General features: G+C 72.8%; 19 protein-coding genes. 8 read left to right on the forward strand and 11 right to left on the reverse strand.

The genetic code is table 11. The features are described 5' to 3' along the window. The first annotated feature begins 123 nt into the window (after positions 1-123). Complete coding sequence (locus tag ACFQO7_RS20460) at positions 124-756, forward strand: TIGR03085 family metal-binding protein (protein WP_360529458.1); 633 nt, start codon at positions 124-126, stop codon at positions 754-756. A gap of 128 nt (positions 757-884) precedes the next feature. Next, positions 885-2,708 (forward strand): AMP-dependent synthetase/ligase, encoded by a 1,824-nt coding sequence (locus tag ACFQO7_RS20465; RefSeq protein ID WP_376807829.1) that lies wholly within the window; start codon positions 885-887, stop codon positions 2,706-2,708. Between the two features lie 82 nt (positions 2,709-2,790). Here ACFQO7_RS20465 and yczR read toward each other — a convergent pair whose 3' ends face one another. Further along, entirely contained in the window at positions 2,791-4,242 is a 1,452-nt protein-coding gene (gene yczR, locus ACFQO7_RS20470) for a MocR-like transcription factor YczR (RefSeq protein WP_376807830.1), read from the reverse strand. Positions 4,243-4,414: 172 nt separating this feature from the next. Here yczR and yczE point away from each other — a divergent pair, with 172 nt between their 5' ends. After that, positions 4,415-5,077 (forward strand): membrane protein YczE, encoded by a 663-nt coding sequence (yczE, locus tag ACFQO7_RS20475; protein WP_376807880.1) that lies wholly within the window; start codon positions 4,415-4,417, stop codon positions 5,075-5,077. 243 nt (positions 5,078-5,320) lie between these two features. Next, positions 5,321-6,472 (forward strand): ScyD/ScyE family protein, encoded by a 1,152-nt coding sequence (locus ACFQO7_RS20480; protein ID WP_376807831.1) that lies wholly within the window; start codon positions 5,321-5,323, stop codon positions 6,470-6,472. Between the two features lie 181 nt (positions 6,473-6,653). Here the strand turns inward: ACFQO7_RS20480 and ACFQO7_RS20485 are convergent, their stop codons facing one another. From ACFQO7_RS20485 to ACFQO7_RS20525, 9 genes are read right to left on the reverse strand one after another with little or no spacing between them, the layout of a single operon-like run. Beyond that, positions 6,654-7,115 (reverse strand): nuclear transport factor 2 family protein, encoded by a 462-nt coding sequence (locus ACFQO7_RS20485; protein WP_376807832.1) that lies wholly within the window; start codon positions 7,113-7,115, stop codon positions 6,654-6,656. 25 nt (positions 7,116-7,140) lie between these two features. Beyond that, complete coding sequence (locus ACFQO7_RS20490; RefSeq protein ID WP_376807833.1) at positions 7,141-7,908, reverse strand: cyclase family protein; 768 nt, start codon at positions 7,906-7,908, stop codon at positions 7,141-7,143. A 38-nt stretch (positions 7,909-7,946) separates the two neighbouring features. Beyond that, the gene (locus ACFQO7_RS20495) at positions 7,947-9,215 is read right to left on the reverse strand and encodes an FAD-dependent oxidoreductase (RefSeq protein ID WP_376807834.1); all 1,269 of its coding nucleotides are present in this window, start codon (positions 9,213-9,215) and stop codon (positions 7,947-7,949) included. Beyond that, positions 9,208-10,593 (reverse strand): acetyl-CoA carboxylase biotin carboxylase subunit, encoded by a 1,386-nt coding sequence (locus tag ACFQO7_RS20500; protein WP_376807835.1) that lies wholly within the window; start codon positions 10,591-10,593, stop codon positions 9,208-9,210. Before ACFQO7_RS20500 ends, ACFQO7_RS20495 begins: the two co-directional genes overlap by 8 nt. Positions 10,594-10,602: 9 nt before the next feature. Then, positions 10,603-11,220: an acetyl-CoA carboxylase biotin carboxyl carrier protein gene (locus tag ACFQO7_RS20505; RefSeq protein WP_376807836.1), complete on the reverse strand. Its 618-nt coding sequence runs from the start codon at positions 11,218-11,220 to the stop codon at positions 10,603-10,605. Beyond that, positions 11,217-12,956 (reverse strand): acetyl-CoA carboxylase carboxyltransferase subunit alpha, encoded by a 1,740-nt coding sequence (locus ACFQO7_RS20510; protein WP_376807837.1) that lies wholly within the window; start codon positions 12,954-12,956, stop codon positions 11,217-11,219. Before ACFQO7_RS20510 ends, ACFQO7_RS20505 begins: the two co-directional genes overlap by 4 nt. Next, on the reverse strand, positions 12,953-13,213 hold the full coding sequence (locus tag ACFQO7_RS20515) for an acyl carrier protein (protein ID WP_376807838.1): 261 nt from the start codon (positions 13,211-13,213) through the stop codon (positions 12,953-12,955). The genes ACFQO7_RS20510 and ACFQO7_RS20515 overlap by 4 nt, the downstream gene beginning before the upstream one ends. A gap of 35 nt (positions 13,214-13,248) precedes the next feature. After that, a complete protein-coding gene (locus ACFQO7_RS20520; RefSeq protein WP_376807839.1) occupies positions 13,249-15,180 on the reverse strand; it encodes an AMP-binding protein in 1,932 nt (643 codons plus the stop codon). After that, on the reverse strand, positions 15,170-16,102 hold the full coding sequence (locus ACFQO7_RS20525; protein WP_376807840.1) for an SRPBCC family protein: 933 nt from the start codon (positions 16,100-16,102) through the stop codon (positions 15,170-15,172). The genes ACFQO7_RS20520 and ACFQO7_RS20525 overlap by 11 nt, the downstream gene beginning before the upstream one ends. A 294-nt stretch (positions 16,103-16,396) precedes the next feature. On the opposite strand from ACFQO7_RS20525, the gene ACFQO7_RS20530 reads away from it, so the two are divergent. From ACFQO7_RS20530 to ACFQO7_RS20545, 4 genes are all read left to right on the forward strand, one after another. Beyond that, positions 16,397-17,254 (forward strand): AfsR/SARP family transcriptional regulator, encoded by an 858-nt coding sequence (locus tag ACFQO7_RS20530; RefSeq protein WP_376807841.1) that lies wholly within the window; start codon positions 16,397-16,399, stop codon positions 17,252-17,254. A 79-nt stretch (positions 17,255-17,333) separates the two neighbouring features. Then, a complete protein-coding gene (locus tag ACFQO7_RS20535) occupies positions 17,334-18,602 on the forward strand; it encodes a beta-ketoacyl-[acyl-carrier-protein] synthase family protein (protein ID WP_376807842.1) in 1,269 nt (422 codons plus the stop codon). Further along, positions 18,599-19,885 (forward strand): ketosynthase chain-length factor, encoded by a 1,287-nt coding sequence (locus ACFQO7_RS20540; protein WP_376807843.1) that lies wholly within the window; start codon positions 18,599-18,601, stop codon positions 19,883-19,885. The genes ACFQO7_RS20535 and ACFQO7_RS20540 overlap by 4 nt, the downstream gene beginning before the upstream one ends. A gap of 389 nt (positions 19,886-20,274) precedes the next feature. Continuing rightward, entirely contained in the window at positions 20,275-22,218 is a 1,944-nt protein-coding gene (locus ACFQO7_RS20545) for a multicopper oxidase family protein (RefSeq protein WP_376807844.1), read from the forward strand. A gap of 79 nt (positions 22,219-22,297) precedes the next feature. Here the strand turns inward: ACFQO7_RS20545 and ACFQO7_RS20550 are convergent, their stop codons facing one another. Further along, the gene (locus tag ACFQO7_RS20550; protein WP_376807845.1) at positions 22,298-23,581 is read right to left on the reverse strand and encodes an alpha/beta hydrolase family protein; all 1,284 of its coding nucleotides are present in this window, start codon (positions 23,579-23,581) and stop codon (positions 22,298-22,300) included. Positions 23,582-23,648 lie beyond the last annotated feature (67 nt).

Consider the following 23,648-nt stretch of genomic DNA (forward strand, 5'->3'; position numbering starts at 1 on the left):
CCGTCGTCAGGTCGGTAAGTAATTAGCTTGGCTTCCTATCCTTACCGAAGCCGCTCGCGCAGGCGAACGGGTATGGCCTGTGCCGGGCGTCACACCGCCTCCAGGGTACGTAGGATCGCCGACATGACCCGGTACGCCTTCGCTGAAAGGCTAGCTCTGGCCGACCTGATGGCGGAGGTCGGACCAGACGCCCCCACCCTCTGCGGGGACTGGACCGTGCGCGATCTGCTCGCGCACCTGCTGCTGCGGGAACGTCGTTTCGACGCGGCCCCGGGCATCCTGATCAAGCGGTTGGCCGGCCGCACCGCGGCGGTGCAGCAGCGGATCGCCGCGCGCGACTTCGACACCCTGCTGGCCGAGCTGCGGCGCCCGCCCCGGTGGAGCCCCGCCGGGTTCGGGCCGCTCGACGAGCTGATCAACCTGACCGAGATGTTCGTGCACCACGAGGACGTGCGGCGGGCGGCCGCCGGCTGGGCGCCGCGCAAGCTGGAGCCGGGACTGTCCGAGGCGCTGTGGGGGCAGGTGCGGCGGCGCGCGCCGCTGCTGCTGCGCCGCTACCCGGTGCAGGTGCGGGTGATCTCGCCCGGCCACGGCACGGTGACCACCGGGCGGGCCGGCACCCAGCCGCTCAACCTCACCGGCACCCCGAGCGAGCTGCTGATGTTCCTGACCGGCCGGCAGGGCCACGCGCGGGCCAGCCTGGACGGCCCGCCCGAGTTGACGAGCCGGCTGCGCGGGGCGCGACTGGGCATCTGACGCGGCCCCGTGACCCGCAGAAAGATCTTCCCGAGGGGTTCCCCAAGCCCCTGCGCAGCATTACCCTTCGGTAACACCAAGTTAACGTGTCCCCCGTCACTACTGCCTACCAGAGGCGGCCCCGACTCATGACCATTGACGTGCCCTACCGGTCTATTCCGGACATGTTCCTGCAGCGAGTGGCGGCGTCCCCCGACGCCCGCGCCTTCGGCGGCCCGGACGCGGACAACGCGCCGGTCTGGTACACCTGGGCCCAGATCGCGGAGCGCGCCAAGGCGATCGCCGCGGGTCTGACCACGCTCGGCGTCGGCAAGGAGGACCGCGTCGCGATCCTCGCCAACACCCGGCTCGACTGGATCGTCGCCGACCTGGGCGTGATGTGCTCCAGCGCCGCGACGACGACGGTCTACCCGACCACCGAGCCGGAGGAGGCCTGCTTCATCGTCGCCGACTCCGGGTCCAAGGTGCTGATCGCGGAGAACCCGGCCCAGGCGGCCAAGATGAGCCGGGACGCGGTGCCCTCGCTCACCCACATCGTGCTGATCGACGGCGCGGCCGACCCGGCCGCCGCCTTCCCCCAGCTGACCCTCGCCGACCTGGAGCGCCGCGGCGCCGAGGCGCTGGCCGCCAACCCGTCGCTGGTCGATGACCTGGTCGCCGGCATCGGCCCGGACGACCTGGCCACCCTCATCTACACGTCGGGCACCACCGGCCGCCCCAAGGGCGTCGAGCTGCTGCACCGCGGCTGGACCTGGGAGGGTGTGGCGCAGTCCGACGTCGGCGTGCTGCTGCCCACCGACGTGCAGTTCCTGTGGCTGCCGCTGTCGCACTCGTTCGGCAAGACGCTGATCTGCGGCATCATCCACGTCGGCGTGCCGACGTACGTGGACGGCCGGGTTGACAAGATCGTCGACAACCTGGGCCTGGTCCAGCCGACGCTGATGTGCGGCGCGCCGCGCATCTTCGAGAAGGTGTACAACAAGGTCGTCACGGGGGCCACCGCGAACGGCGGCCTCAAGGCGAAGATCTTCGCCTGGGCGGTCAAGGTGGGCCGCGAGCGCGTCGCGCTCGAGCAGGCCGGCAAGCCGGTCCCCAGCGGCCTGATGCGCAAGTACGGCATCGCGCACAAGCTGGTCTTCAGCAAGCTGCACGCACGCCTGGGCGGCAACATCCGCTACATGGTCTCCGGCTCGGCGGCGCTGTCGGTGCCGATCGCCGAGTTCTTCGCGGCGGCGGGCCTGCCCATCAGCGAGGGCTACGGCCTCACCGAGAACTGTGCGGGGGCGTTCGTCAACCGGCCCGGCGCGCTGAAGATCGGCACGGTCGGCCAGCCGCTCGGCGATCTGGAGTGCCGGATCGACGAGGACGGGGAGATCCTGCTGCGCGGTGCGCCGATCATGCGGGGCTACTACAACCTGCCCGCGGAGACCGCGGCCGTGTTCACCGAGGACGGCTTCTTCCGCACCGGCGACATCGGCGAACTGGACGGCGACGGCTTCCTGAAGATCACGGACCGGAAGAAGGACCTGGTCAAGACGTCGGGCGGCAAGTACATCGCGCCGAGCCACATCGAGGGCCTGTTCAAGGCGCTGTGCCCGTACACCTCGCAGGTGCTCGTGATCGGCAACTCGCGCAACTACTGCTCGATGCTGCTGACCCTCGACCCCGAGGCGATCACCGGCTGGGCCGTCGGAACACCGCTCGAAGGAAAGTCCTACGCGGAGATCGTGGGCTCGGACGAGGCGAAGGCCATGGTCGCGGGCCACATCGACGAGCTGAACGCGAAGCTCAACCGCTGGGAGACCATCAAGAAGTTCACCATTCTGCCGCGCGATCTGACCATCGAGCACGGGGAGATCACCCCCTCGATGAAGCTGAAGCGACGCACGGTGGAGACCAATTTCGCGTCGGATATCGAGAAGATGTACGAGGGGTCCCTCGTCGAAATCTGACCCGGCGAGGACATGCTTTCCCACGCAGTGAGGTACGTAGGGGCGGCCACAAGCCGCCCCTACGTTTTTGCGCGGTGGCTGCTCAGGCGATGAGCGCGGGTTCGCTCCACTGCGGACGGCTGGTGCGGTCGAGGTCGTAGCGGGCCGCGGCGATGCGGCGTACGCCGTCGACCAGTTCGGGGACGGGTTGGGTGAAGGGCAGCCGGACGAAGCGTTCCAGGGTGCCGTCCACGCCGAACCGAGGACCGGGCGCGAGGCGTACGCCCAGGGGCTCCACCGCGCGCGCCAGCGCGCTGGAGACCGGCCCGTCCAGCTCGGCCCACAGGGTGACCCCACCCGACGGCACGGTCACCCGCCAGCTGGGCAGGTGCTCCCGCACCGCGGCGACCAGCGCGTCCCGCTGCGCGGCCAGCTGCGCCCGGCGCTGCGGGATGACCTCGCCCGCGCGGGTCAGCAGGCGCACCGCCACGAGCTGGTCGAGCACCGGCCCGGCGGTGTCCACGCCGACTCGGACCGCGGCCAGCCGCTGCACGATCGGCGCGGAGGCCCGGATCCAGCCGACGCGCAGGCCGCCCCAGAACGGCTTGCTCATGCCGCCGATGGTGAGCACCCGGCCGTGCCGGTCGAACGAGGCCACCGCGGGCGGCATCGGCTGGCCGTCCAGCGGCAGGTCCACGAAGGACTCGTCGATGACCAGGTCGGTGCCGGTGCGCTGGGCGGTGGCCACGAGCTGCTCGCGCAGCGCGGCCGGCATGACGTGGCCGGTCGGGTTGTGGAACTCCGGGATCAGGTACGCCAGGCTGGGCCGGGTCTGGCGCAGCGCGCCGAGCAGCAGCTCGGCGTCCCAGCCGCCCTCGTCCATACCGTGCGTGCTGATCCGCGCCCGGCGGCCGGCGAACGCGGCCAGCGCGTTGGGGTAGGTCGGCGACTCGACCAGCACGGACGCGCCCACCGGCACCTGCAGCCGCAGGATCAGGTCGAGCGCGTGCAGCACCCCGTTCGTGATCATGATCTGCTCGGGGCTGGTCGGCAGGCCGCGCTCGGTGTACTGGTCGGCCACGGCCTCGCGCAGCTCGGTGATGCCGCTCGGATGGTAACCGGCCCCGCCCAGGTAGCGCGGCAGGTCCTCGACCGCCTCGCGGGCTGCCGCCAGCAGCGGCTCCGGCGCGCCCAGCGCGGCGCAGCTCAGGTCGATCAGGTCCAGCTCGTCGTCGGCCATCCACAGGCCGCTGCTCGCGACCCGGTGCCCGCTGGGCAGGGTGGTCCAGCTGCCCGCGCCGCGCCGGCTCGTCAGGTGGCCCGAATCGCGCAGCTCGCGGTATGCCGCGCTGACGGTGGTGCGGGAGATCTCCAGGGCTTCGGCGAGTTCGCGCTCGGCGGGCAGGCGCACACCCAGCGCAAGCCGGCCGTCGGCGAGCAGGCCGCGCACGGATGAGGCCAGCGCCGCGTAGTCGGGGCTGCGCCGCCGGGCGGGCAGCGCGTGCCAGCGCCCGAGCAGCCGGGCCAGCTGCACTCCGCGTACAGAGACGGTCATCGCCACTCCCCCGCCGGTAAGGCCAGTCCCCCCGGATTGGCCCTTTCTGGCTTATCGATTGGCCTCCAGACTGGCAGACATGACAGGCGCACGCAAGCCACTGCACATGCCACTCCGAGCGACCCAGCGCCGGGTCTCGACCGCCGCCCTCGCCACCCGCCGCCCCGCCCCCATGCCTCTGCGCGAGCGCCTCCCCCGCCGACTGTTCCAGCTGCTCATCGGCCTGATCGGGTACGGCGTGAGCATCAGCCTGATGCTGCGCGCGCACCTCGGCAACCAGCCCTGGGACGTCCTGCACCAGGGCGTCGCCCTGCGCACCGGGCTCAGCGTCGGCACGGTGCTGATCATCGTCGGCGCGGCCGTGCTGCTGTGCTGGATCCCGCTGCGCCAGCGGCCCGGCATCGGCACCATCGCCAACATCGTCGTCATCGGCCTGGTCGTGGACGTGGCCAACCAGGTGCTGCCCGAGCCGTCGCACGTGCTCGCCCGCTGGGCCTTCATGATCGGCGGCATCGTGCTCTGCGGCTTCGCCAGTGGCCTCTACATCGGAGCCAATCTGGGCCCAGGACCGCGCGACGGGCTGATGACCGGCCTGGCCGCCCGCACCTGGTCGCTGCGCGGCTGGCGCACCGTACTGGAGATCGGCGTGGTCGCCGTAGGCTTCGCGCTCGGCGGCAAGGCGGGACTCGGCACTGTCCTGTACGCCCTGGCCATCGGCCCGCTGGCCCAGTTCTTCCTGCCGATGCTCACCGTGCGCCCGCGCCCCGCGCTCCCCGCCGCCACCGCATCCGCCCCGACGAACGCCGCCCCGGCTGCCGAACCGGCCGCCTGCTGACCGCGTCCCGCCCCCGCCCCGCCCGGCCTTGATCATCGGAATTGCCTGGCACCTGTGCGTATTTCGGACACGCTTTCGCACAGCTGCCAGGCAAGTCGGGCGATCTTGGGCGGGCGCGCGGTGAGGCGAGCGACGGGGCCGGACCGAGTTGGCATGGCGTGACGGGCGCGTCACACAGCGTAAATGCGGCAAAGTACGTTTTATTGGTACGGACACCTGACCCTGCCTGCCGGAGGCAACTTCGTGTTCGTATCCATGAAACGGCTGGCCATCGCGTCAGCCGTCATCCTGTCCACCATCGCCCAGGCCGGCCCCGCCGTCGCCGCCGCGCCGGACGTGACCGTCCTCTACACGGGGCTGAGCAACCCGCGGGGCCTCGCCTTCGACCGCGACGGCACCCTCTACATCACCGAGGCCGGCCGGGGCGCCGACGGCGCCGCCAACCCGACCTGCCTGCCGCGGCCGCAGGGCATCGGCTGCCTGGGCGCCACCGGCGCGCTGGCCCGCCTCGACCGCAACGGCACGCTGACCCGCGTGCTGACCGGCCTGCCCTCGCTGGCCGGGCCGGACGGCACCGAGGCCATCGGGCCCGACGACATCGCGTTCAACCGCCACGACCGGGCCCTGCTCACCGTGGGCCTGAGCGAGGCCCCCGCGAACCGGGACGGGCTGCCCGACCCGGGCCGCGAGATGGGCCGGCTGCTGTCGGTGCGCCGGGACTGGTCCGGCGACTGGTACACCCAGCGCCTGACCACGCAGCGCATCGCCGACATCGCCGGCTACGAGGCCGCGAACAACCCCGACGGCGGCGAACTGGACTCCAACGCGCAGTCGGTGGCGTTCGGGCCCGGCGGGGCCGCGGTCGTCGACGCCGGCGCCAACTCGCTGCTGTTCGTCACGCCGGCGGGCCAGGTGAGCACCCTGGCGGTGTTCCCCGAGCGGCAGATGCCCGCGCCGCCCAACTTCAACATGCCCCCGGGCACCATGCTGCCGATGCAGTCGGTGCCGATGGCCGTGGTCTACCGCAAGGGCGCCTACTACGTCGCCGAGCTGACCGGCCGCCCCTTCACCCAGGGCTCGGCCCGCATCTTCAAGGTCGTCCCCGGCCAGCAGCCCACCGTGTACGCCGAGGGCCTCACCACGGTCGTGGACATCGCCTTCGGCCCCGACGGCGCCCTGTACGCCCTGGAGTTCACGCACACGTCGATGTTCGGCCCGAGCCGCGGCGTCGGCGCGCTGATGCGCATCCCCGGCGAGGGCAAGGCCCCCGAAATGGTCCTCGACAAGGTGGACCACCCCGGCGGCATCGCCATCCGCGGCCGCAACGCCTTCATCACCACCTGCTCGGTCTGCGCCACCACCGGCGCTGTCATGAAACTCCGCCTCCCCGCCTGACCGGCGCATCTGACCGGGGCCACGCCGCACACGGCGTGGCCCCGGTCCCGTTCTCACATGGACGTTGGCCTATCACATCGTGCGGGACGCGATCGAAGTCGACGTGATAGGCCAGCGTCTATGCACCCCGGGGCGGGCAAGCCGGGGCGGACGCCGGGTGCGCGGGCCCGGGCGTCGCGCGTCAGTGGCCGGCCGGGGCGGCGTCCGGAGTGACGTGGCGGGACTGGACCAGCCAGCCCTCGGGCTCGGCGGGGGCCGGGACCAGGACGTCCTCGCACAGGCAGTGGCGGTGCAGCCGGGGCGTGCCGTCGGCGGTGACGGCGATGACCATGCCGTAGCACTTCACGTGGGCGGTGCCGTCGGCGGCGGGGGTCGCCCAGACCATGCCGTGCCAGTGGCGGTGGGTCTCGCCGGAGGCGGCCAGGCGGGCGTGGGTCTGTTCGACGGCGGTGGCCAGGGCTTCGCGGCCGCGGACGGGGGCGTCGAGGCCGGGGGCCGTGAAGGTGCCGTCGGGGGCGAAGGTGTCGGCCCATTCGCGGGCCCGGCCGGAGTCGAGCAGGTGCATGTGGCGGGCGTAGAACTGCTGGACGGAGAGGTACAGCGCCGAGGTGTCGGTGATCTCGGGGAGGGCGGTCATGGCCATGGTGTGCTCCTTCGGGTGAGAGTGGTCAGAGGATGGCTACGGCGCGGGTCCAGCCGGCGCCGGCACCCTTGATCTTGATAGGCAGGCAGGAGACGGTGAAGCCGTACGGCTGGGGCAGGGCGTCGAGGTTGGCCAGGCGCTCGATCTGGCAGAACTCGCGGTCGCGGCCGGTGAAGTGGGCGGGCCACAGCACGCCGCGGTCGCCGGTCTCGTTGTAGCGCTTGAGCATCGCGCCGAAGGGCGCGTCGAGGCTGAACGCGTCGGTGCCGATGACCCGGATGCCCCTGTCCAGCAGGAAGTTCGTGGCGCTGCCGTCCAGGCCGGTGAACTCGGTGAAGTAGCGCGGGGTGCCGGCCCAGGCCGACGCGCCGGTGTGCAGCAGCACGATGTCCAGCGGCTGCGGCTGGTAGCCGATGCGGGCCAGTTCCTTGTCCAGGAAGTCCGCGTCGACGGTCGGGCCGGTCGCCGAGCGCAGGTCCAGGCAGACCGCGGGCCGGTGGAACCAGTCCAGCGGCATCTCGTCGATGTGCCGCGGCACGCCGTAGCTGGCCTTGCTGCCGTAGTGCGACGGCGCGTCGATGTGCGTGCCGGTGTGCGTGGTGAGCTTGAGCGTGTCGACCGACAGCAGCTCGCCGTCGGGCAGCACGGACGGGTCGAAGTCGACACCGAAGTGCAGCGCCATCTCCTCGGCCATGTGCACCGCGCCCTGCGCGGGCGTCATGACGTCATGGATGACCGGCTCGGGTTCCCAGGCCGCGGCGTCGACGGCCGTGGACAGGTCGATGATGGGCATGATCGGACTCCTTGCTGGTACGGACGGCTCGAAGAAGGTCAGTTCGGTGTGGCGGGGCCGGTGCCGGTCGCGGTGGCGTACAGGTCGGTGCGCACCCGGCAGCGCGGGTTGCCGAAGGCGACCATCCGGGTGAGCTTGTGGCCGATCGGGGTGCGGTGGACGATCGAGGCCACCGCCTGCCGGCCCACCTCCAGCGCCCGGCTGCGGCTGCCGAGCATCCCCTTGGCCTGCAGGTGCTGAAACTTGAGCACCTTCTTGATGTCGGCGCCGCGCGCGGTCGTGTAGCCCGCCAGCGCCGCCGCCGCCACGGGCCCCGGCTTGCGCAGGGCCGCGACCAGGGCCGGGTGGGCCAGCACCGCGTCCTGCAGGGCCAGGTTGAGGCCCTGCGCGCCGAGCGGGCTGTGCGTGTGCGCCGCGTCGCCGATGAGCAGCAGCCCGTCGCGCGCCCACTCCCGGGCGGTGCCCGCGAACACGTCGAGCAGGCTGAGGTCGGTCAGGCCGCGCACCTTCTCGTACACCCGCCCGGCGTACTCCGGCACGGCCTGGCACAGCTGGTCCCGGAACTCGGTGAACGGCCGCGCGGCGAACTGCCGGTAGCCGCCGTGCGGCAGCGCCCAGCCGAGCTGGATGCCCTCCGGGTAGCTGCTGTAGCTGAGCAGCATGCGGCCGCCGCCGCCGCGTATGGTCACGTCGCGCACCGCCTCGCCCGCCGCGGGCAGCTTGAACCACAGCAGGTCGAAGGTGAACACGTCGCGGCGGTCGTACGGGATGCCGGACAGCTGCCGCGTCTTGGAGTAGCGCCCGTCCGCGCCGACGACGCAGCGGGACCGGATGGTGCGGTGGCCGCGCGGGCCGGAGACGACCGCGCCGCGCACCGCGCCGTCGTCGCGGACCAGGTCGGTGATCCGGGTCCCGGCCAGGTAGCGGAACGTCGGCTCCCGGCGGCACGCCGCCAGCAGCTCCTCCAGGATGTACTGCTGGGGCACGCTGAGCATGTAGTTGTACGGCCCCGGCAGGTCCCGGTAGTCCACCCCGAGCACGGCCTTGCCCTTGTTGACCAGCTGGAAGCGGTCGTGCACGTGGCTGCCCCGGTTGCGGGCGGCGGCCAGCACGCCCAGCTCGTTCAGCACCGCCAGCCCGCCGGGCTGCAGGATCTCCCCGCGGTACGCACGGTCGAAACTGGACGACTTCTCCACCACCGTGACGTCGACGCCGGACCGCGCCAGCAGCAGCGCGAGCGCCAGCCCGGCCGGCCCGCCGCCGATCACGCAGACATCGGTGAGGACGTCGCTGTCCCTGTCAGCCAATGGATGCCTCCTCGGTCAGACCTCGCGCACCGGTCGGGTTGATGCCGGCGACCAGCGAGGTGTCGTGCGTTCCGTCGATGAACTGCGGATGGTCGAGCACCGCGAGCAGGAAGTCGCGGTTGGTGGCCAGGCCCGGCCCGGCGGCGTGGAACTCGCCCAGCGCCCGCCGCATGCGCAGCAGCGCCTGCGGCCGGTCAGGGGCCCACACGACGAGCTTGGCCAGCAGCGGGTCGTACGCCGGGGACACCCGGCCGCCCTGGTAGGCGTCGGTGTCGACGCGCACGAACGGGCCCCCGGGCAGCGTCAGTTCGACCAGCCGCCCGGGTGCGGGCACGAAGTCGCGGGCCGGGTCCTCGGCGTTGATCCGGCACTCCATCGCCGCGCCGCGCGGGACCAGGTCCTCCTGGCGCAGGGTCAACCGCTCCCCCGCGGCGATCAGCAGCTGCTCGCGGACCAGGTCGACGCCGTGGGTCAGCTCGGTGACCGGGTGCTCGACCTGGATCCGGCAGTTGACCTCCATGAAGTGGAAGCCGCCGTCGTGGTCGACGAGGAACTCGAAGGTGCCCGCGCCGACGTAGCCGGTGGCCAGCGCCCCGCGCAGGGCCGCCTCGCCCATCTGCCGGGCGAGTTCGGCGGGCAGGCCCGGGGCGGGCGTCTCTTCGATGATCTTCTGTCGCCGCCGCTGCGCCGAGCAGTCGCGCAGGCCCAGGTAGACGCCGTCGCCGTACTGGTCGCAGAGGATCTGCACCTCGACGTGGCGCGCGGTGGGCAGGTAGCGCTCCAGGTAGAGCCGGTCGTCGCCGAACAGCGACTGCGCCGCCGACTTCACCTCCCGGAACTGCCGGACCAGGTCGCCCGGCTCGTGCACGACCTGCATGCCGCGCCCGCCGCCCCCGGCCACCGCCTTGACGATGACCGGGTAGCCGATCCCGGCGGCGACCTGCACCGCGAGGTCCGGGCACTGCACGGGGCCGTCGCTGCCGGGCAGCATCGGCAGGTTGGCGGCGGCCATCGTGGCGCGGGCGGCTGCCTTGTCGCCCAGCCGCTCGATCACCGCCGCCGGCGGGCCGACGAAGGTGATGCCGTACGCCTCGCAGGCTTCCGCGAAGTCGGGCACCTCGGACAGGAAGCCGTATCCGGGGTGGACCGCGTCCGCGCCGGTGCGCCGGGCCGCCTCCAGGATCGCGGACATGTTCAGGTAGCTGGAGCGCGCCGGGCCCGGTCCGATGCAGACGGCCTCGTCCGCGAGGTCCACCACCGCGGCGTCGCGGTCCTCGGTGGAGTAGACGGCGACCACGCGCAGCCCCAGCTCGCGGCAGGTGCGGGCGACGCGCAGGGCGATCTCGCCCCGGTTCGCGATGAGCACGGTGGTGAACACGGCGGCCCCCTAGTGCCCGGTCGCCGGGGCGATGGTGAGCAGCCGGTCGCCGTACTCCACCGAGGTGCCGTCCGGGACGTGCACGGCGACGATCTTCCCGTCGCGTTCGGCCTCGACCGGGATCATCAGCTTCATCACCTCGATGATCGCCACCTGCTGGCCTCGCCGGACCTGGTCGCCTTCGGTGACGAACGGGGCCGTGCCGGGCTCCGCGGCGCGGTAGAACGTGCCTACCGTGCCTGCGCAGACGTCGACGAAGCCGTCGCCGGCGGGCGCGGCGGGAGCCGGCACGTGGCCCACCGCCGCCGCGGCGGCCGCCCCGGCCGTGGTGCCGTTGGCGGTCCCGGCGACGGCCTGGACGACCGTGGTCACCGGCGTCGTCTCGGCTGGCGGCGCGGGCTCGTCGGCCCATTCCAGTTCGACGAGCACCTCGCCGGCCCGGATACGCAGCGCGCTGGGCTGCCGGTCCACTCCGGACAGCAGTTGCTGGGCGCTGCGGCGCACGTCGTCGAGGTCGTCGGCCACGGTGCGGCCGGTGTCGGGCAGCGAGGCGTGCATCGGACACGCGTCCGCGGTGTCCACCGGGACGGGTGGCACGCGCAGGGATGGATCCAGCAGACCGGTCATCGCAAACCTCCTTCGGTCGGGATCAGTACGGCCTCATCGGGCCGGCGCGAGCTGCCGAACCGCCGGAAGCGGGCCCGCCGCTGCGCCACGAGGCGGCTCTGGTCGAGCCCCGCGAGATCGGCCAGCTCGGCATGGACGGCGGCGCGCAGTGCGGCGGCCGCAGCGGCGTGGTCGGCTTCCGCGCCGCCCGGCGGTTCCGGGATCACCGCTTCCACCACGCCGAGTTCGAGCAGGGAGCGGGCGTCCACGCGCAGCGCCTGGGCGGCGGTGGGCGCCGCGGCGGCGTCGCGCCACAGGATCGCCGCGCAGCCCTCGGGGCTGATGACGGTGTAGACCGCGTTCTCCATGATCAGCACGCGGTCCGCGACGGCGATGCCGAGCGCGCCGCCGCTGCACCCCTCGCCGGTGATCACGGTGACCACCGGGACGGGCAGCGAACCCATCAGGCGCAGGTTCTCCGCGATGGCGGTGGCCTGGCCCTGCTCCTCGGCGTCCACTCCCGGGTACGCCCCGGGCGTGTCCACCAGCGTGAGCACGGGCAGGCCCCACTTGGCGGCCAGGCGCAGCAGCCGGGCGGCCTTGCGGTAGCCCGCCGGCCCCGGCATGCCGTAGTTGCGGCGGTCCAGCTCGCGGGTCGTGTGGCCCTTCTCGTGGCCGATCACGACCAGCGGCGTGCCGCCGAGCCGGCCGACCCCGCCGATGATCGCCGGGCAGTCGCCGCCCACCCGGTCGCCGTGCAGCTCCTCGAAGTCGTCGAGGATCATGCCGAGGTAGTCCGAGGTGGTGGGCCGGGCCACGTTGCGGGCCCGGCGGACCGCCTCCCAGGCGCGCCGCTCCGGCAGCAGCGCTGGATCGCGGACCACGGTGCACGCGCCGCCCTCGACCGGGGCGGGCGGCACCGCGTCCCGGCGGGTGCCGATGGCCAGCAGCCGGCCGATGCGGTGGCGCAGCGCCGGGCGCGGGCAGATCAGGTCCAGGAAGCCGCGGTCCAGCAGGAACTCCGCGGTCTGGAAGCCGGCCGGCAGCTCCTGCTTGATGGTCTGGGCGATGACCCGGGGCCCGGCGAAACCGAGCCGCGCGCCCGGTTCGGCGACCACGACGTCGCCGAGCATCGCGAACGAGGCGGCCACGCCGCCGTAGGTCGGGTCGGTGACCAGGCAGACCGTGGGCAGCCCGGCCTCGTCGAGCTGGTGCAGGGCCTGCGCGGTCTTCGCCATCTGCATCAGGCCGATGACGCCCTCCTGCATGCGCACTCCGCCGGACGCGGTGACCAGCAGCAGCGGCAGCCGCTGGGCCAGCGCCGTCTCGGCGGCACAGGTGATCAGCTCGCCGACCGCGCCGGACAGGCTGCCGCCCATGAAGCGGAAGTCCATCACCGCCGCTATCGCCGGGGTGCCGGTCATCCGCAGCCGGCAGCACACCACCGCCTCGGCCAGCCCGGTCGTGCGCCGCGCCTCGGCGATGCGCTGCGGGTACGGCTTGTCGTCGACGAACCGCAGCGGGTCCGCGGCGTCGGCGGCCAGGTCCAGTGGCTCGACCGAACCGGGGTCGGCCAGCAGGGCCAGCCGATCCCAGGCGCCCAGCGGGCGGCAGTGCCCGCACTGGGGGCAGATGCCGTTGCCGCGGGCCAGCCGCTTGCCGTACACGACGGCCTGGCAGCGGCCGCAGGACACCCACGACGCCTCCGGTCCGGCCGGACCGGGCGCATAGCCCGATCCGGCCAGATCCCCGGTCACGACAAAGCCCCGGTCCGGGCGGAGCTGACCAGGTCGATCAGCTGTCCGGGCGTGCTCACCGCCAGCACCGCGTCGTCGGGCAGGCGGATGTTGAGGTCACGCTGCAGGCAGGCGGTGGTCTCCAGCAGCGCCAGGGAGTCATACCCCAGGTCGGCGAAGCTGGTGTCGGCGATGTCCCCGTCCAGGTCCACTCTCTCGTCCGCCCCTGCGACATCGCGCAGGATGCGCCGCACGTCCTCGATGGTGAAGTCGTTCATGACGCGCTCCCTTCCGTTCAGGCATCGGCGTGGGTTCAGCGAGCGGCGAGCGGGGCGTGCTCGTCGACCGCGTCGTACAGGTCGTGCTCCGGGACGGCCAGCCCGGCGAGTTTCATGACCTGCTCCCGGAAGCCCGGGGTCTGCACGGCCTTGGCGTGCGCCGCGGCGTCGGCCCACTGCACGGTCTCGATGAAGACCTCGGGCTGGCGGCGCGAGCGGTAGAACTGGCGGCCGATGAAGCCGGGCTGGGCGCTCATGTACGCCGAGATCTCGTCGAGCGCCTGCTCGAACCGCGCGACGTCGCCGTTGACAGTGATCTTGTTGATGAACGTGACCATGTGGTCGCTCCTTCGGGTCTGGGCGGCGCCGTGCCGCTCGTGTACTCGGGTGCGCACGTCCCGGCGGCGGGCCTTGCCGTTGGGCGAGCGCGGGATCTCCCGCACCAGCTCGATGCCGTGCAGGTGCTGGTATTCGGGCAGGCCGCCGTTGACGAACGCGACGATCTCGTCCGCGCCGACCTGCTCGTCATCGGTGACGACCAGGGCGTACGCGACCGCGCCGCGGTAGGAGTGCGGCATGTCGACGACCATGCAGTCGGTCACCGCCGGATGGCGCATGATCACCCGCTCCAGCTCCACGGGTGAGACCAGCCAGTTGTCGCACTTGAAGACGTCCTTGAGCCGATCGACGAGGAACAACGTGCCGTCCTCGTCCAGCCGCCCCACGTCGCCGGTGTCGAACCAGCCCTCGGCGTCGTACGGGCGCTGCACCCCGTCCGGGGTCAGGTAACCCGCCATCAGCTGCGGCCCACGCAGCTGCACCTCGCCCGGGGTGCCGGTGGGCAGCGGCTGCCGGGTGTCCAGGTCGACGACCCGGCACTCGGTGCCGAGCACCGGCCGGCCCACCGAACCCGCCGACGGGCCGGCGATCCGGTCGCAGTGGGTCAGCGGTGACGTCTCGGCCAGGCCGTACCCCTGGATGACCGGGATGCCCAGCCCGGCGCACAGCCGGGCCGCGGCGGCCGGGGCCAGCGCGGACCCTCCGGAGAGGATGGCCCGCACCGCCGGCATCCGCCAGGTGGGCAGCCGCGGGTCGGCGGCCATCCGGGCCAGCCGCACCGGCAGGCTGTAGAAGTGCGTCGCGCCGGTGCGGGCCGCCGTCGCGACGGCCTGCGTCGGGTCGGCGTCCGCGCACAGCACCTGGGTCGACGCCGCGCTCACCGCCGAGTTCAGGTGCATCGGGTGGTACGTCGGCAGGTGGTTGAGCGTCACCGTGTCCGGCCCCAGCCCGTGCGCCGCCGCCACCTGGGCCGCGTTGTAGACCAGGTTGCGGTGGGTGAGCAGCACCGCCTTGGGCCGCCCGGTGGTGCCGCTGGTGAACTGCAGCACCGCCACCTGGTCCGGGTCGTCGACCGGCGACTCGAACCGGGCCGACCGCCCGGCCGGGGCGCCCGCGGCCGGCACGCAGTGCTCACCCGGACGGTCCAGGTAGAACACGTGCGCCAGCCGCGGCAGGTCGAGCCGGACGCGCTGCAGCTTGTCGGCCATCTCGGCGACGCCGACCAGCACCTGCACCCCGGCCGACTCCAGCGCGTACGCCAGCTCCTCCTCACCCTGCAGCGGGTTGATCACGGCGCACACGTGCCCTGCCCGGACGGTGCCGTAGTAGGCCACGGCGAACGCCGGGTGCAGCGCCCCGGCGACGCCGACGACCGCGCCGGGCAGGCCGGGCCGGGCCAGTCCCGCGTCGCGCGGCAGCAGCGCGGTGAGCTTGGCCGCGAAGGCGTCGGCGGCCGCGTCGAGCTCCGCGAACGTCATCGCGCGCGAGCCCGTCTGGACGGCGATGCGGTGCGGTGCGCTGACCGCCGCCCGGCGCAGCAGCCCGTCGAGGGTGCCGCCCGAGCGGGCGAGCGCGTCGGCCAGCGCCCGCTCGGCGGCGACGGTGTCGGCGTCGGTGCTACTTGGCACGGGCCGGCTCCTCGGCGTACGCCTGCGCGTGGCGCAGCGTCTGCAGCGAGTTGGTGCTGAGCACCCGGCGCAGGTAGCGGCGCGCGTCGGCGACCGTGGTGTCCTCGCCGAGCAGGTTCAGCGCCGACGGCTTGATGGTGGCCGTGTGCCGGGCGTGCACGGTGACACCCTCGGGCGTCTCCACGAAGTGCCAGTGGCCGGTGTGCGCGTCGAGCAGCTTCGGCAGGCCGATCTGCTTGTAGATGATTTTGTGCGGCAGGCAGACGCGCACTGAGCGGGTGGTGTGCGCGCGGCCCTCCGGGGTGACCGTGTCCATGTCGAAGAACTGCACGCCGGGCTGGTCCTCGGTCATCGACAGCGCGGTGACGTGCGGGACCCGCTCGGGCCACTTGTCGGCGGCGTACAGGAACTCGTAGACCTGCGCCGGCTGCCCCGCGATGAACAGCGGGTCCTCGAAGGAGATGACCAGCTGCTCCAGCTCGTCCCAGCGCTCGGCCAGGCCCTTGACCCGGGACACGATCTCCTGCGCGCCTTCGAGCTGCGCGGCGGCGGCGTCCGCGCCCTCGGTGCCCGGCGCGGCGGTCACGGTGATCGTCAGTTCGGCCTCGCAGGCCTGCTCGCCCTGCGGCGCGAACGTCCACTCGGTGCGCACCGACACCAGCGGGGCGGCGCAGTCGCGCTGCTCGGTGACGACGCGCAGCCCGGCCTTGTCGATCGTGCGGGTGGTGGTCCACTGGCGTACGCCGTCACCGTCCAGGGCCCACCAGCGCACGTTCGCCCCGTCGGCGTCCGGCTCGGCGTGCACGCCGTCCGGGAAGAACTGCGGCCAGTGCCGCAGGTCTTCGATCAGCTCGAAGGCGACCGCGGCCGGCGCGGCGACCTCCGCGCGCTGGGTCTCGGTGTACACCTTGTTCTTGGACATCGGCGCTCCTCTGCGGGCCGTGGTGGGGATTTCGGCCGCACGCGGTCATCCGCGGCGAACCGTCTGCCAAGAACCGTCGCAGCCGGCCACTTGAGAACCGGTGGAAAGCGACTTGAATGCCCAGGTCAAGCCACCACGCCGCGATCAGGGCGGGCGGGTGCGGGCCGTCGGCGCACCAGCCGGAAAGATCACCCTCAGTTCCGGCGAATGGGACAGATCATCCCTCTCCAGCACTAATAGTGGTGGAGGCGGCATTCGCACATCGCGAGCGCGACGAGCCATTCGGGGGTGGACATGCAATGTCGAGTACTCGGCCCGCTGGATCTGCGCAGCGGTGGGGTGTCGGGTGATCTGACCGCGCCCAAGCCGCGCAAGGTGCTGGCGCTGCTGCTGATCCACGCCGACCGGGTGGTGCCGATCGACCTGCTCACCACGGAGCTGTGGGACGACGAGCCGCCCGCGAGCGCGCTGACCACGCTGCAGACCTACATCCTGCAGATCCGCCGGATGCTGGCCCGCACCTGCGGCATGGACCCGGCCCGGGTGGCCCGGGAGCTGCTGGTCACCCATGCCGACGGCTACCAGCTGCACCTGGACGGCTCGTCGCTGGACCTGCACGAGTACGAGCGCCTGGCCGACCAGGGCCGGCTCGCCCAGCTCTGCGGCGACCACGCGCACGCGTCCCGGCTGCTCGGCGCGGCCCTGAACGTGTGGCGCGGCTCGGCGCTGGTGGACGTGCGGCTCGGGCCCGTGCTGCGGGTCGAGGCGCAGCGGCTGGAGGAGGCCCGGCTGGCCACCTGGAAGCAGCGCATCGACGCCGACCTGGAACTCGGCCGCCACCGCGAGATCGTCGGCGAGCTGGGCTGCCTGGCCGCCCGCCATCCGCTGCACGAGGACCTGCAGGCCCAGTACATGATCGCGCTGTACCGGTCGGGTCGGCGCACCGACGCCCTGGAGGCGTTCCGGCGGCTGCGCGAGGTGCTCATCGACGAGCTCGGCCTGGAGCCCTCCCGGCGCATCCAGCGCGTGCAGCACGCCATCCTCACCGCCGACCCGGTGCTGGACACGGCGTCCGCCCTGGACACCGCGTGGACCTGGGACAGCGCCGTGGGTGGGGCCGAACTGGTCGCCGCCGGGCGCGGCCCGGTCTGACCAGCCGATTTCTCAAGCCGGACTCAAGTCGGCGCGCGCGACGCTCGACGCAGGTCCACCGACCCCGCAGGAGGCGTCCATGCATCGACGTGTCGTGATCACCGGATTGGGCGTGGTGGCGCCGGGCGGCATCGGCGCCAAGGCGTTCTGGGAGCTGCTGACCTCAGGACGTACCGCGACCCGCACCATCAGCTTCTTCGACCCCTCGCCGTTCCGGTCCCAGGTCGCCGCCGAGTGCGACTTCGACCCGGCCGCGTACGGCCTCACCCCCGCGCAGACCCTGCGGATGGACCGCGCGGCCCAGTTCGCCGTGGTCGCCGCCGCCGAGGCCGTCGCCGACGCCGGCCTGGAACTGGCCGAGCTGGACCCGCACCGGGTCGGCACGGTGGTGGGCAGCGCGGTCGGCGCGACCATGAGCCTGGAGCGCGAGTACGTCATCGCCTCCGAGAAGGGCGCGCGCTGGCTGGTCGACAACACCCGCACCTCGCCGCACCTCTACGACTACTACGTGCCCGGCTCGTTCGCGGCCGAGGTGGCCTGGTCGATCGGCGCGGAGGGCCCGGCCGCGGTGGTCTCCACCGGCTGCACGTCCGGGTTGGACGCCGTGGCGTACGCCGCCGAGCTGATCCGCGAGGGCAGCGCCGACGTGGTGGTCGGCGGGGCCAGCGACGCGCCCATCTCCCCGATCACCGTGGCCTGCTTCGACGCCATCAAGGCGACCACGCCGCGCAACGACGACCCCGCGCACGCCTCCCGGCCGTTCGACAACAGCCGCAACGGGTTCGTGCTCGGCGAGGGCTCGGCGATGTTCGTGCTGGAGGACCTGGAGCGGGCCCGCCGCCGCGGCGCGCCGGTGTACGCCGAGATCGTCGGCTTCGCCTCGCGCTGCAACGCCTTCCACATGACCGGGCTGCGCCCCGACGGCCGGGAGATGGCCGAGGCGATCCGCAACGCCCTGGACACGGCCCGGATGGACCCGACGACGATCGGCTACGTCAACGCGCACGGCTCGGGCACCAAGCAGAACGACCGGCACGAGACGGCGGCGGTGAAGCTGGCGCTGCGCGAGCACGCGTACGCCACCCCGATGAGCTCGATCAAGTCGATGGTCGGGCACTCGCTCGGCGCGATCGGCGCGATCGAGGTGGCCGCCTGCGCGCTGGCGATCACCAACGGCGTCGTGCCGCCCACGGCCAACCTGCACGAGCCCGACCCCGAATGCGACCTCGACTACGTGCCGCTGGAGGCCCGCGACCGCAGGCTCGACGCGGTGCTGTCGGTCGGCAGCGGCTTCGGCGGCTTCCAGAGCGCCATGCTGCTGGCCCGCCCGGAAGGAGACGCCCGATGAGCGAGCGCAGCGAGCGAAGGACCGGCACCGGACAGGCCGCCGACGAGCGAAGCGAGGAGAAGGCCACTGAGGCTCCCGTGGTCACCGGGCTCGGCGTGATCGCCGCGACCGGGCTGGACACCGGAACGTACTGGAAGGCCACCCTGGAGGGGCGTAGCGGCATCGGCCGCATCGCCCGCTTCGACCCGGCGCAGTATCCGTCCCAGCTTGCCGGGGAGATCCGCGGCTACGACCCCGCCGACCACCTGCCGGACCGGCTGCTGGCGCAGACCGACCACGTCACCCGGTTCTCGCTGACCGCCGCCGCGACGGCGCTGGCCGACGCGGCCGTGGACCCGGCGGCGCTCGGCGAGTACGACATGAGCGTGGTGACCGCGAGCTCCGCGGGCGGCTTCGAGTTCGGCCAGAAGGAGCTGGAGAAGCTGTGGTCAAAGGGCGGTGACCACGTCAGCGCGTACCAGTCGTTCGCCTGGTTCTACGCGGTCAACACCGGGCAGATCTCCATCCGGCACGGCATGCGCGGCCCCAGCGGCGTCGTCGTCACCGACCAGGCCGGCGGCCTCGACGCGATCGGCCAGGCGCGCCGCCACCTGCGCGCGGGCACCGCGCTCGCGATCACCGGCGGCGTCGACGGCTCGCTGTGCCCGTGGGGCTGGATCGGGCAGCTGGCCACCGGGCAGATCAGCGAGTGCGACGACCCGGCGCGGGCCTACCTGCCGTTCGACGCCGCCGCGAACGGCTTCGTGCCGGGCGAGGGCGGGTCGATCCTCGTCGTCGAGCAGCGCGCGGCCGCGCAACGCCGGGCCGCGCCCCGGGTGTACGGCGAGATCAGCGGCTACGCCGCCACCTTCGACCCGGCCCCGGGTTCCGCCCGCCCGCCGGGCCTGCGGCGCGCGATCGAGCTGGCGCTGGCCGACGCCGGTTGCGCCCCGTCCGACGTGGACGTCGTGTTCGCCGACGCGGCCGGGGTGCCCGAACTGGACCTCGTCGAGGCGCAGGCGCTGACCGGGGTGTTCGGCGCGGGCCGGGTGCCGGTGACCGCGCCGAAGACGATGACCGGGCGGCTCGCGGCCGGGGCGGGCGGGCTCGACGTCGCCACGGCCCTGCTGTCCCTGCGCGACCAGGTCATCCCGCCGACCGTCAACGTCGGCCCGCTCGCCGACGGCTGCCGCGACCTGGACCTCGTCCTCGGCGTGGCCCGCCCCGCCCCGCTGCGCCGGGCGCTGATCGTGGCCCGCGGCATCGGCGGCTTCAACGCCGCGGTGGTGGTCACGGCCCCGTAACTCGCGCGCGTCGCCCACCCGCCGCGGTCGGTGACGTCGCGTCACGACGAAGATCGCCGTTTCCGGTCACATCCTCGGGTCCAACCCGAACTTCCGACCAGAAACGGCGATCTTCGTCGTCCAAGATCGCTCGACTTGCCAGGCAGGTGGGCGAAAGCGCGCTCAAGATACGCACAGGTGCCAGGCAAATCGAGCGATCTTGGACGTGCCGGGTGGCCGACACGGTGGCGGTGCGCGGGCGGGTTCCGGGGTGGGTGTGCGGTGCGCCTGTTTGGGCTGGTGGGCGTCGGTGGTTAGGGTGGCGGAGTTCCTGGCAAATCGGACAAATTGGGTTTCCCGGTCCTGTGCCGGTCGCCAGGTCTTCCGACATCGCGACCGAAGGGCGACCGATGCCTTCCCGACGACAACTTCTCACCACCGGCGTGCTGTCCGGCGCGGCCATGCTGATCCCGGCCCCGGCGAGCGCCGCGCGCGCCGCGGCCGCGGCACTGGCCGCCGGAAAACTCGACGCTTCGAAGATCCACAAGTACAAGACGCGGCTGCCGGTTCCGGCCGCCATGCCGACCGTCTCCACCAAGGGCAAGGCTGACCGGTACGCCGTCGAGGTGCGCCAGTTCCGCCAGCAGATCCTGCCGCCGGGCATGCCGCAGACCACGGTGTGGGGCTACGGCTCCGCGGCCCACCCGAAGACGTTCGGCTACCCCGCGCGCACCATCGAGGCCCGCACCGACCGCCCGGTCGAGGTCACCTGGATCAACGGCCTGATCGACGCCAAGGGCCGGGCCCGGCCGCACCTGCTGCCCGTGGACCCGACCCTGCACTGGGCGAACCCGGCCGGCGGCGTCGCACACCGGGACATGCCCGCGCACTTCGCGGACACGCCCGCGCGCTACACCGGCCCGGTGCCGATCGTGACGCACGTGCACGGCGCGCACGCCGCGGAGGAGGCCGACGGCTACCCGACGGCCTGGTACCTGCCCGACGCCCCGCTGCCGCGCGGCTTCGCCGCCACCGGCTCGGACTACGCCGACATGCGGGAGAAGGCGGAGGGCTACGGCCCGCGCTGGAAGCCCGGCCAGGCCGTGTTCCGCTACGACAACGACCAGGCCCCGGGCACGCTGTGGTACCACGACCACGCGCTGGGCATCACCCGGCTCAACGTGTACGCCGGCCCGGTCGGCTTCTACCTGATCCGCGGCGGCGAGCAGGACCTGCCCCAGGGCACCCTGCCCGGCCCCGCGCCCGGCCCGGACGACCCGGAGGGCACGCGGTACTACGAGATCCCCCTGTGCATCCAGGACCGCTCGTTCCGCACCGACGGCTCGCTGTACTACCCGGACAGCCGCAGCCTGTTCCACGACGCGTTCGCGGGCCCGTACGTGCCGGCCAGCGACATCGCCCCGATCTGGAACCCGGCGTACCTGGCCGACGCGATCGTGGTCAACGGCCGCACCTGGCCGCAGCTGACCGTCGAGCCCCGGCGCTACCGGTTCCGGCTGCTCAACGGCAGCAACTCCCGCACGCTGATCCTGAAGATCGCGGCCAGCGCGACCGCGCCGCGTCCGGCTAGCGCGGCGGTGCCGTTCTGGCAGATCGGCTCCGACGGCGGCTGGCTGCGCGAGCCGGTGAAGTTGGAGCAGCTGATGCTCGGCCCGGGTGAGCGGGCCGACGTGATCGTCGACCTCACCGGGCTGGCCGAGGGCACCGAGCTGTTCGTGATCAACGAGGCGCCGGACGTGCCGTACGCGGCGGGGGTGCTCGGCACCGACTACCAGCCCGCGAACATCGCCACCACCGGCCAGGTGATGAAGCTGCTGGTGATCCCGCTGCGGGGCACGGACACCAGCGTGCCGCCGGAGCACCTGAGCCTGCCCGCCGCGCCGAAGCTGCCCGACTCGGCGGCGAGCTGGCGGGTGCTGCTCGACGACCTGCCCTCGGTGGCGCTGACCGGCGTGAATCACCGCGTCGCCACGCTCGGCACCGTCGCGCCGGACCGCACCCAGACCCCGCTGCGCTGGCACGACGCGCCGACCGAGAAGCCGGTGCTGGGCCGCAGCGAGACCTGGGAGATCCTCAACTTCACCGACCACTCGCACACCGTGCACCTGCACCAGGTGCAGTTCGAGGTGGTCAGCCGGCAGCCCTTCGGCATCCCGCCGAAGCCGCGCCCGGCCGAGTCCTGGGAGTCCGGCCGCAAGGACACCGTGCTGGCCCACTCCGGCGAGGTGACCCGCGTCAAGGCCGTCTTCGACCGCCCCGGCCGCTACGTCTGGCACTGCCACATGCTCGAACACGAGGACAACGAGATGATGCGCCCCATCCAGGTGGCCTGAACGAAGGAAGGGCACCTTCACATCGCTCCGCGATGTAGAAGGTGCCCTTCCTAACGCACAACCCGCGCTGGGCTGCGGTTCAGAGCGGCGTCTTCGTCACCTTGCCGCCGTGGTCGACGTACCAGCGCTCGCTGGCCATCGGCACCCCGCGCAGCCGGTCGGCCAGCCAGTCCACGGCCAGCGTCGGCGCGAACGGGCCCAGGTTCGCCGCGGGCACGCCGCCGATCGAGTGCCGCGAGTCCTGGTACACCACCAGCTGCTTCGGCCCGGCGACGCTGCTCAGCAGCGCCTCGCTGCACTCCAGCGGGCTCAGCTCGTCGCGGTCCCCGGCCAGCACCAGGTACGGCATCTTCAGCAGCTCGGCGTGGCCCTCCCAGGTCAGCGTCCGGGCGAACGCGTCGAACGCGTCCTCGTCGGTGTGCCCCGACATGTACATGAAGCGCATCTTGTACGTCGGCCAGGCTTGCTCGAACGCCGCCGACCAGCCCGGCTGGTGGCAGGTGTTCATCACCGCGCAGGCCTTGATCCGGGGCTCGTGCGCCGCCGCGATGGTCCCGGCGAACGAGCCGAAGCTGATGCCGCTGAGCACGATCCGCGACGCGTCGACCTCCTCGCGCCGGGACAGCCAGTCCACGCACGCGGTGCCGGTGCGCGCCCACGCGGGCACGGTCGTGTGGATGCCCATCATCGCGGCCTCGTACTGCCCCGGCCCCTCGATCGCCAGCACGGCGAAGCCGCGGGTCAGGAAGCGGTCGCCGTGCAGCGCGACGGTGGCCTCCTTGAAACTGTCCATGCCGGGCACCGCGATCACCACCGGCACCCGCCCGCCGTGGTAACCGGGCGGCAGGTGGAACCAGGCCGGCAGCGCTCCGCCCGCGAACGGGATGCTCACCGCCTCGATGCGGTGGTCGGCCAGCTCGGCGTAGTGCGCGAAGCAGGCCCGCTTGCGCCGGTGGTAGAAGCGGTTGACCTCGTCGTCGCTGTGGATCGGCCACTGCGCGGCGCCCCAGTGCACGGCCGCCATGTAGTAGTTGTCGCGCGCGGTGATCTGGTGCCCGTCGTCGGCGGCGGCCTCGGCGCGCGCCTCGCGGCGGCGGGCGACCGCCTCGAAGGTGGGCGCGAAGTCGGCGTACCGGCGCACCCGGGCGCGGATCGCGGCGAAGTCGGCCCCGGCCTCCACCCCGCAGGCGGCGTTCCAGTAGATGGAGCGGGGCTGGTCGAAGTCGACGCCCGTCTCGGCGATCGCCGCCTCCAGCCGGTCGCGTTCGGCCAGCCAGCGCCGGGTGGCCCGGACGGGGCGCTCGGCGCCAGGCGGCGCGGTGGCGGTCGTCCGCGTTTCCGCATGGGACTTGAGCTGGTCCATGTCGATCTCCTTAGTCGCGCGACACCGTCGCCGGCCGGTGCGGACGGCACCGGCACACCGTCCCGGC

Origin of the sequence: Catellatospora aurea (assembly GCF_042663325.1) — a bacterium.
Lineage (GTDB): Bacteria > Actinomycetota > Actinomycetes > Mycobacteriales > Micromonosporaceae > Catellatospora > Catellatospora aurea.

Bases quoted from the DNA above. Each gene is read 5' to 3' on its own strand.
- ACFQO7_RS20540 (WP_376807843.1), top strand. From the start codon at position 18,599: ATGAGCGAGCGCAGCGAGCGAAGGACCGGCACCGGACAGGCCGCCGAC.
- ACFQO7_RS20515 (WP_376807838.1), bottom strand. From the start codon at position 13,213: ATGAACGACTTCACCATCGAGGACGTGCGGCGCATCCTGCGCGATGTC.
- ACFQO7_RS20545 (WP_376807844.1), top strand. From the start codon at position 20,275: ATGCCTTCCCGACGACAACTTCTCACCACCGGCGTGCTGTCCGGCGCG.
- ACFQO7_RS20530 (WP_376807841.1), top strand. From the start codon at position 16,397: ATGCAATGTCGAGTACTCGGCCCGCTGGATCTGCGCAGCGGTGGGGTG.
- ACFQO7_RS20535 (WP_376807842.1), top strand. From the start codon at position 17,334: ATGCATCGACGTGTCGTGATCACCGGATTGGGCGTGGTGGCGCCGGGC.
- yczR (WP_376807830.1), bottom strand. From the start codon at position 4,242: ATGACCGTCTCTGTACGCGGAGTGCAGCTGGCCCGGCTGCTCGGGCGC.
- ACFQO7_RS20460 (WP_360529458.1), top strand. From the start codon at position 124: ATGACCCGGTACGCCTTCGCTGAAAGGCTAGCTCTGGCCGACCTGATG.
- yczE (WP_376807880.1), top strand. From the start codon at position 4,415: ATGCCTCTGCGCGAGCGCCTCCCCCGCCGACTGTTCCAGCTGCTCATC.
- ACFQO7_RS20505 (WP_376807836.1), bottom strand. From the start codon at position 11,220: ATGACCGGTCTGCTGGATCCATCCCTGCGCGTGCCACCCGTCCCGGTG.
- ACFQO7_RS20465 (WP_376807829.1), top strand. From the start codon at position 885: ATGACCATTGACGTGCCCTACCGGTCTATTCCGGACATGTTCCTGCAG.
- ACFQO7_RS20525 (WP_376807840.1), bottom strand. From the start codon at position 16,102: ATGTCCAAGAACAAGGTGTACACCGAGACCCAGCGCGCGGAGGTCGCC.
- ACFQO7_RS20550 (WP_376807845.1), bottom strand. From the start codon at position 23,581: ATGGACCAGCTCAAGTCCCATGCGGAAACGCGGACGACCGCCACCGCG.
- ACFQO7_RS20490 (WP_376807833.1), bottom strand. From the start codon at position 7,908: ATGCCCATCATCGACCTGTCCACGGCCGTCGACGCCGCGGCCTGGGAA.
- ACFQO7_RS20485 (WP_376807832.1), bottom strand. From the start codon at position 7,115: ATGGCCATGACCGCCCTCCCCGAGATCACCGACACCTCGGCGCTGTAC.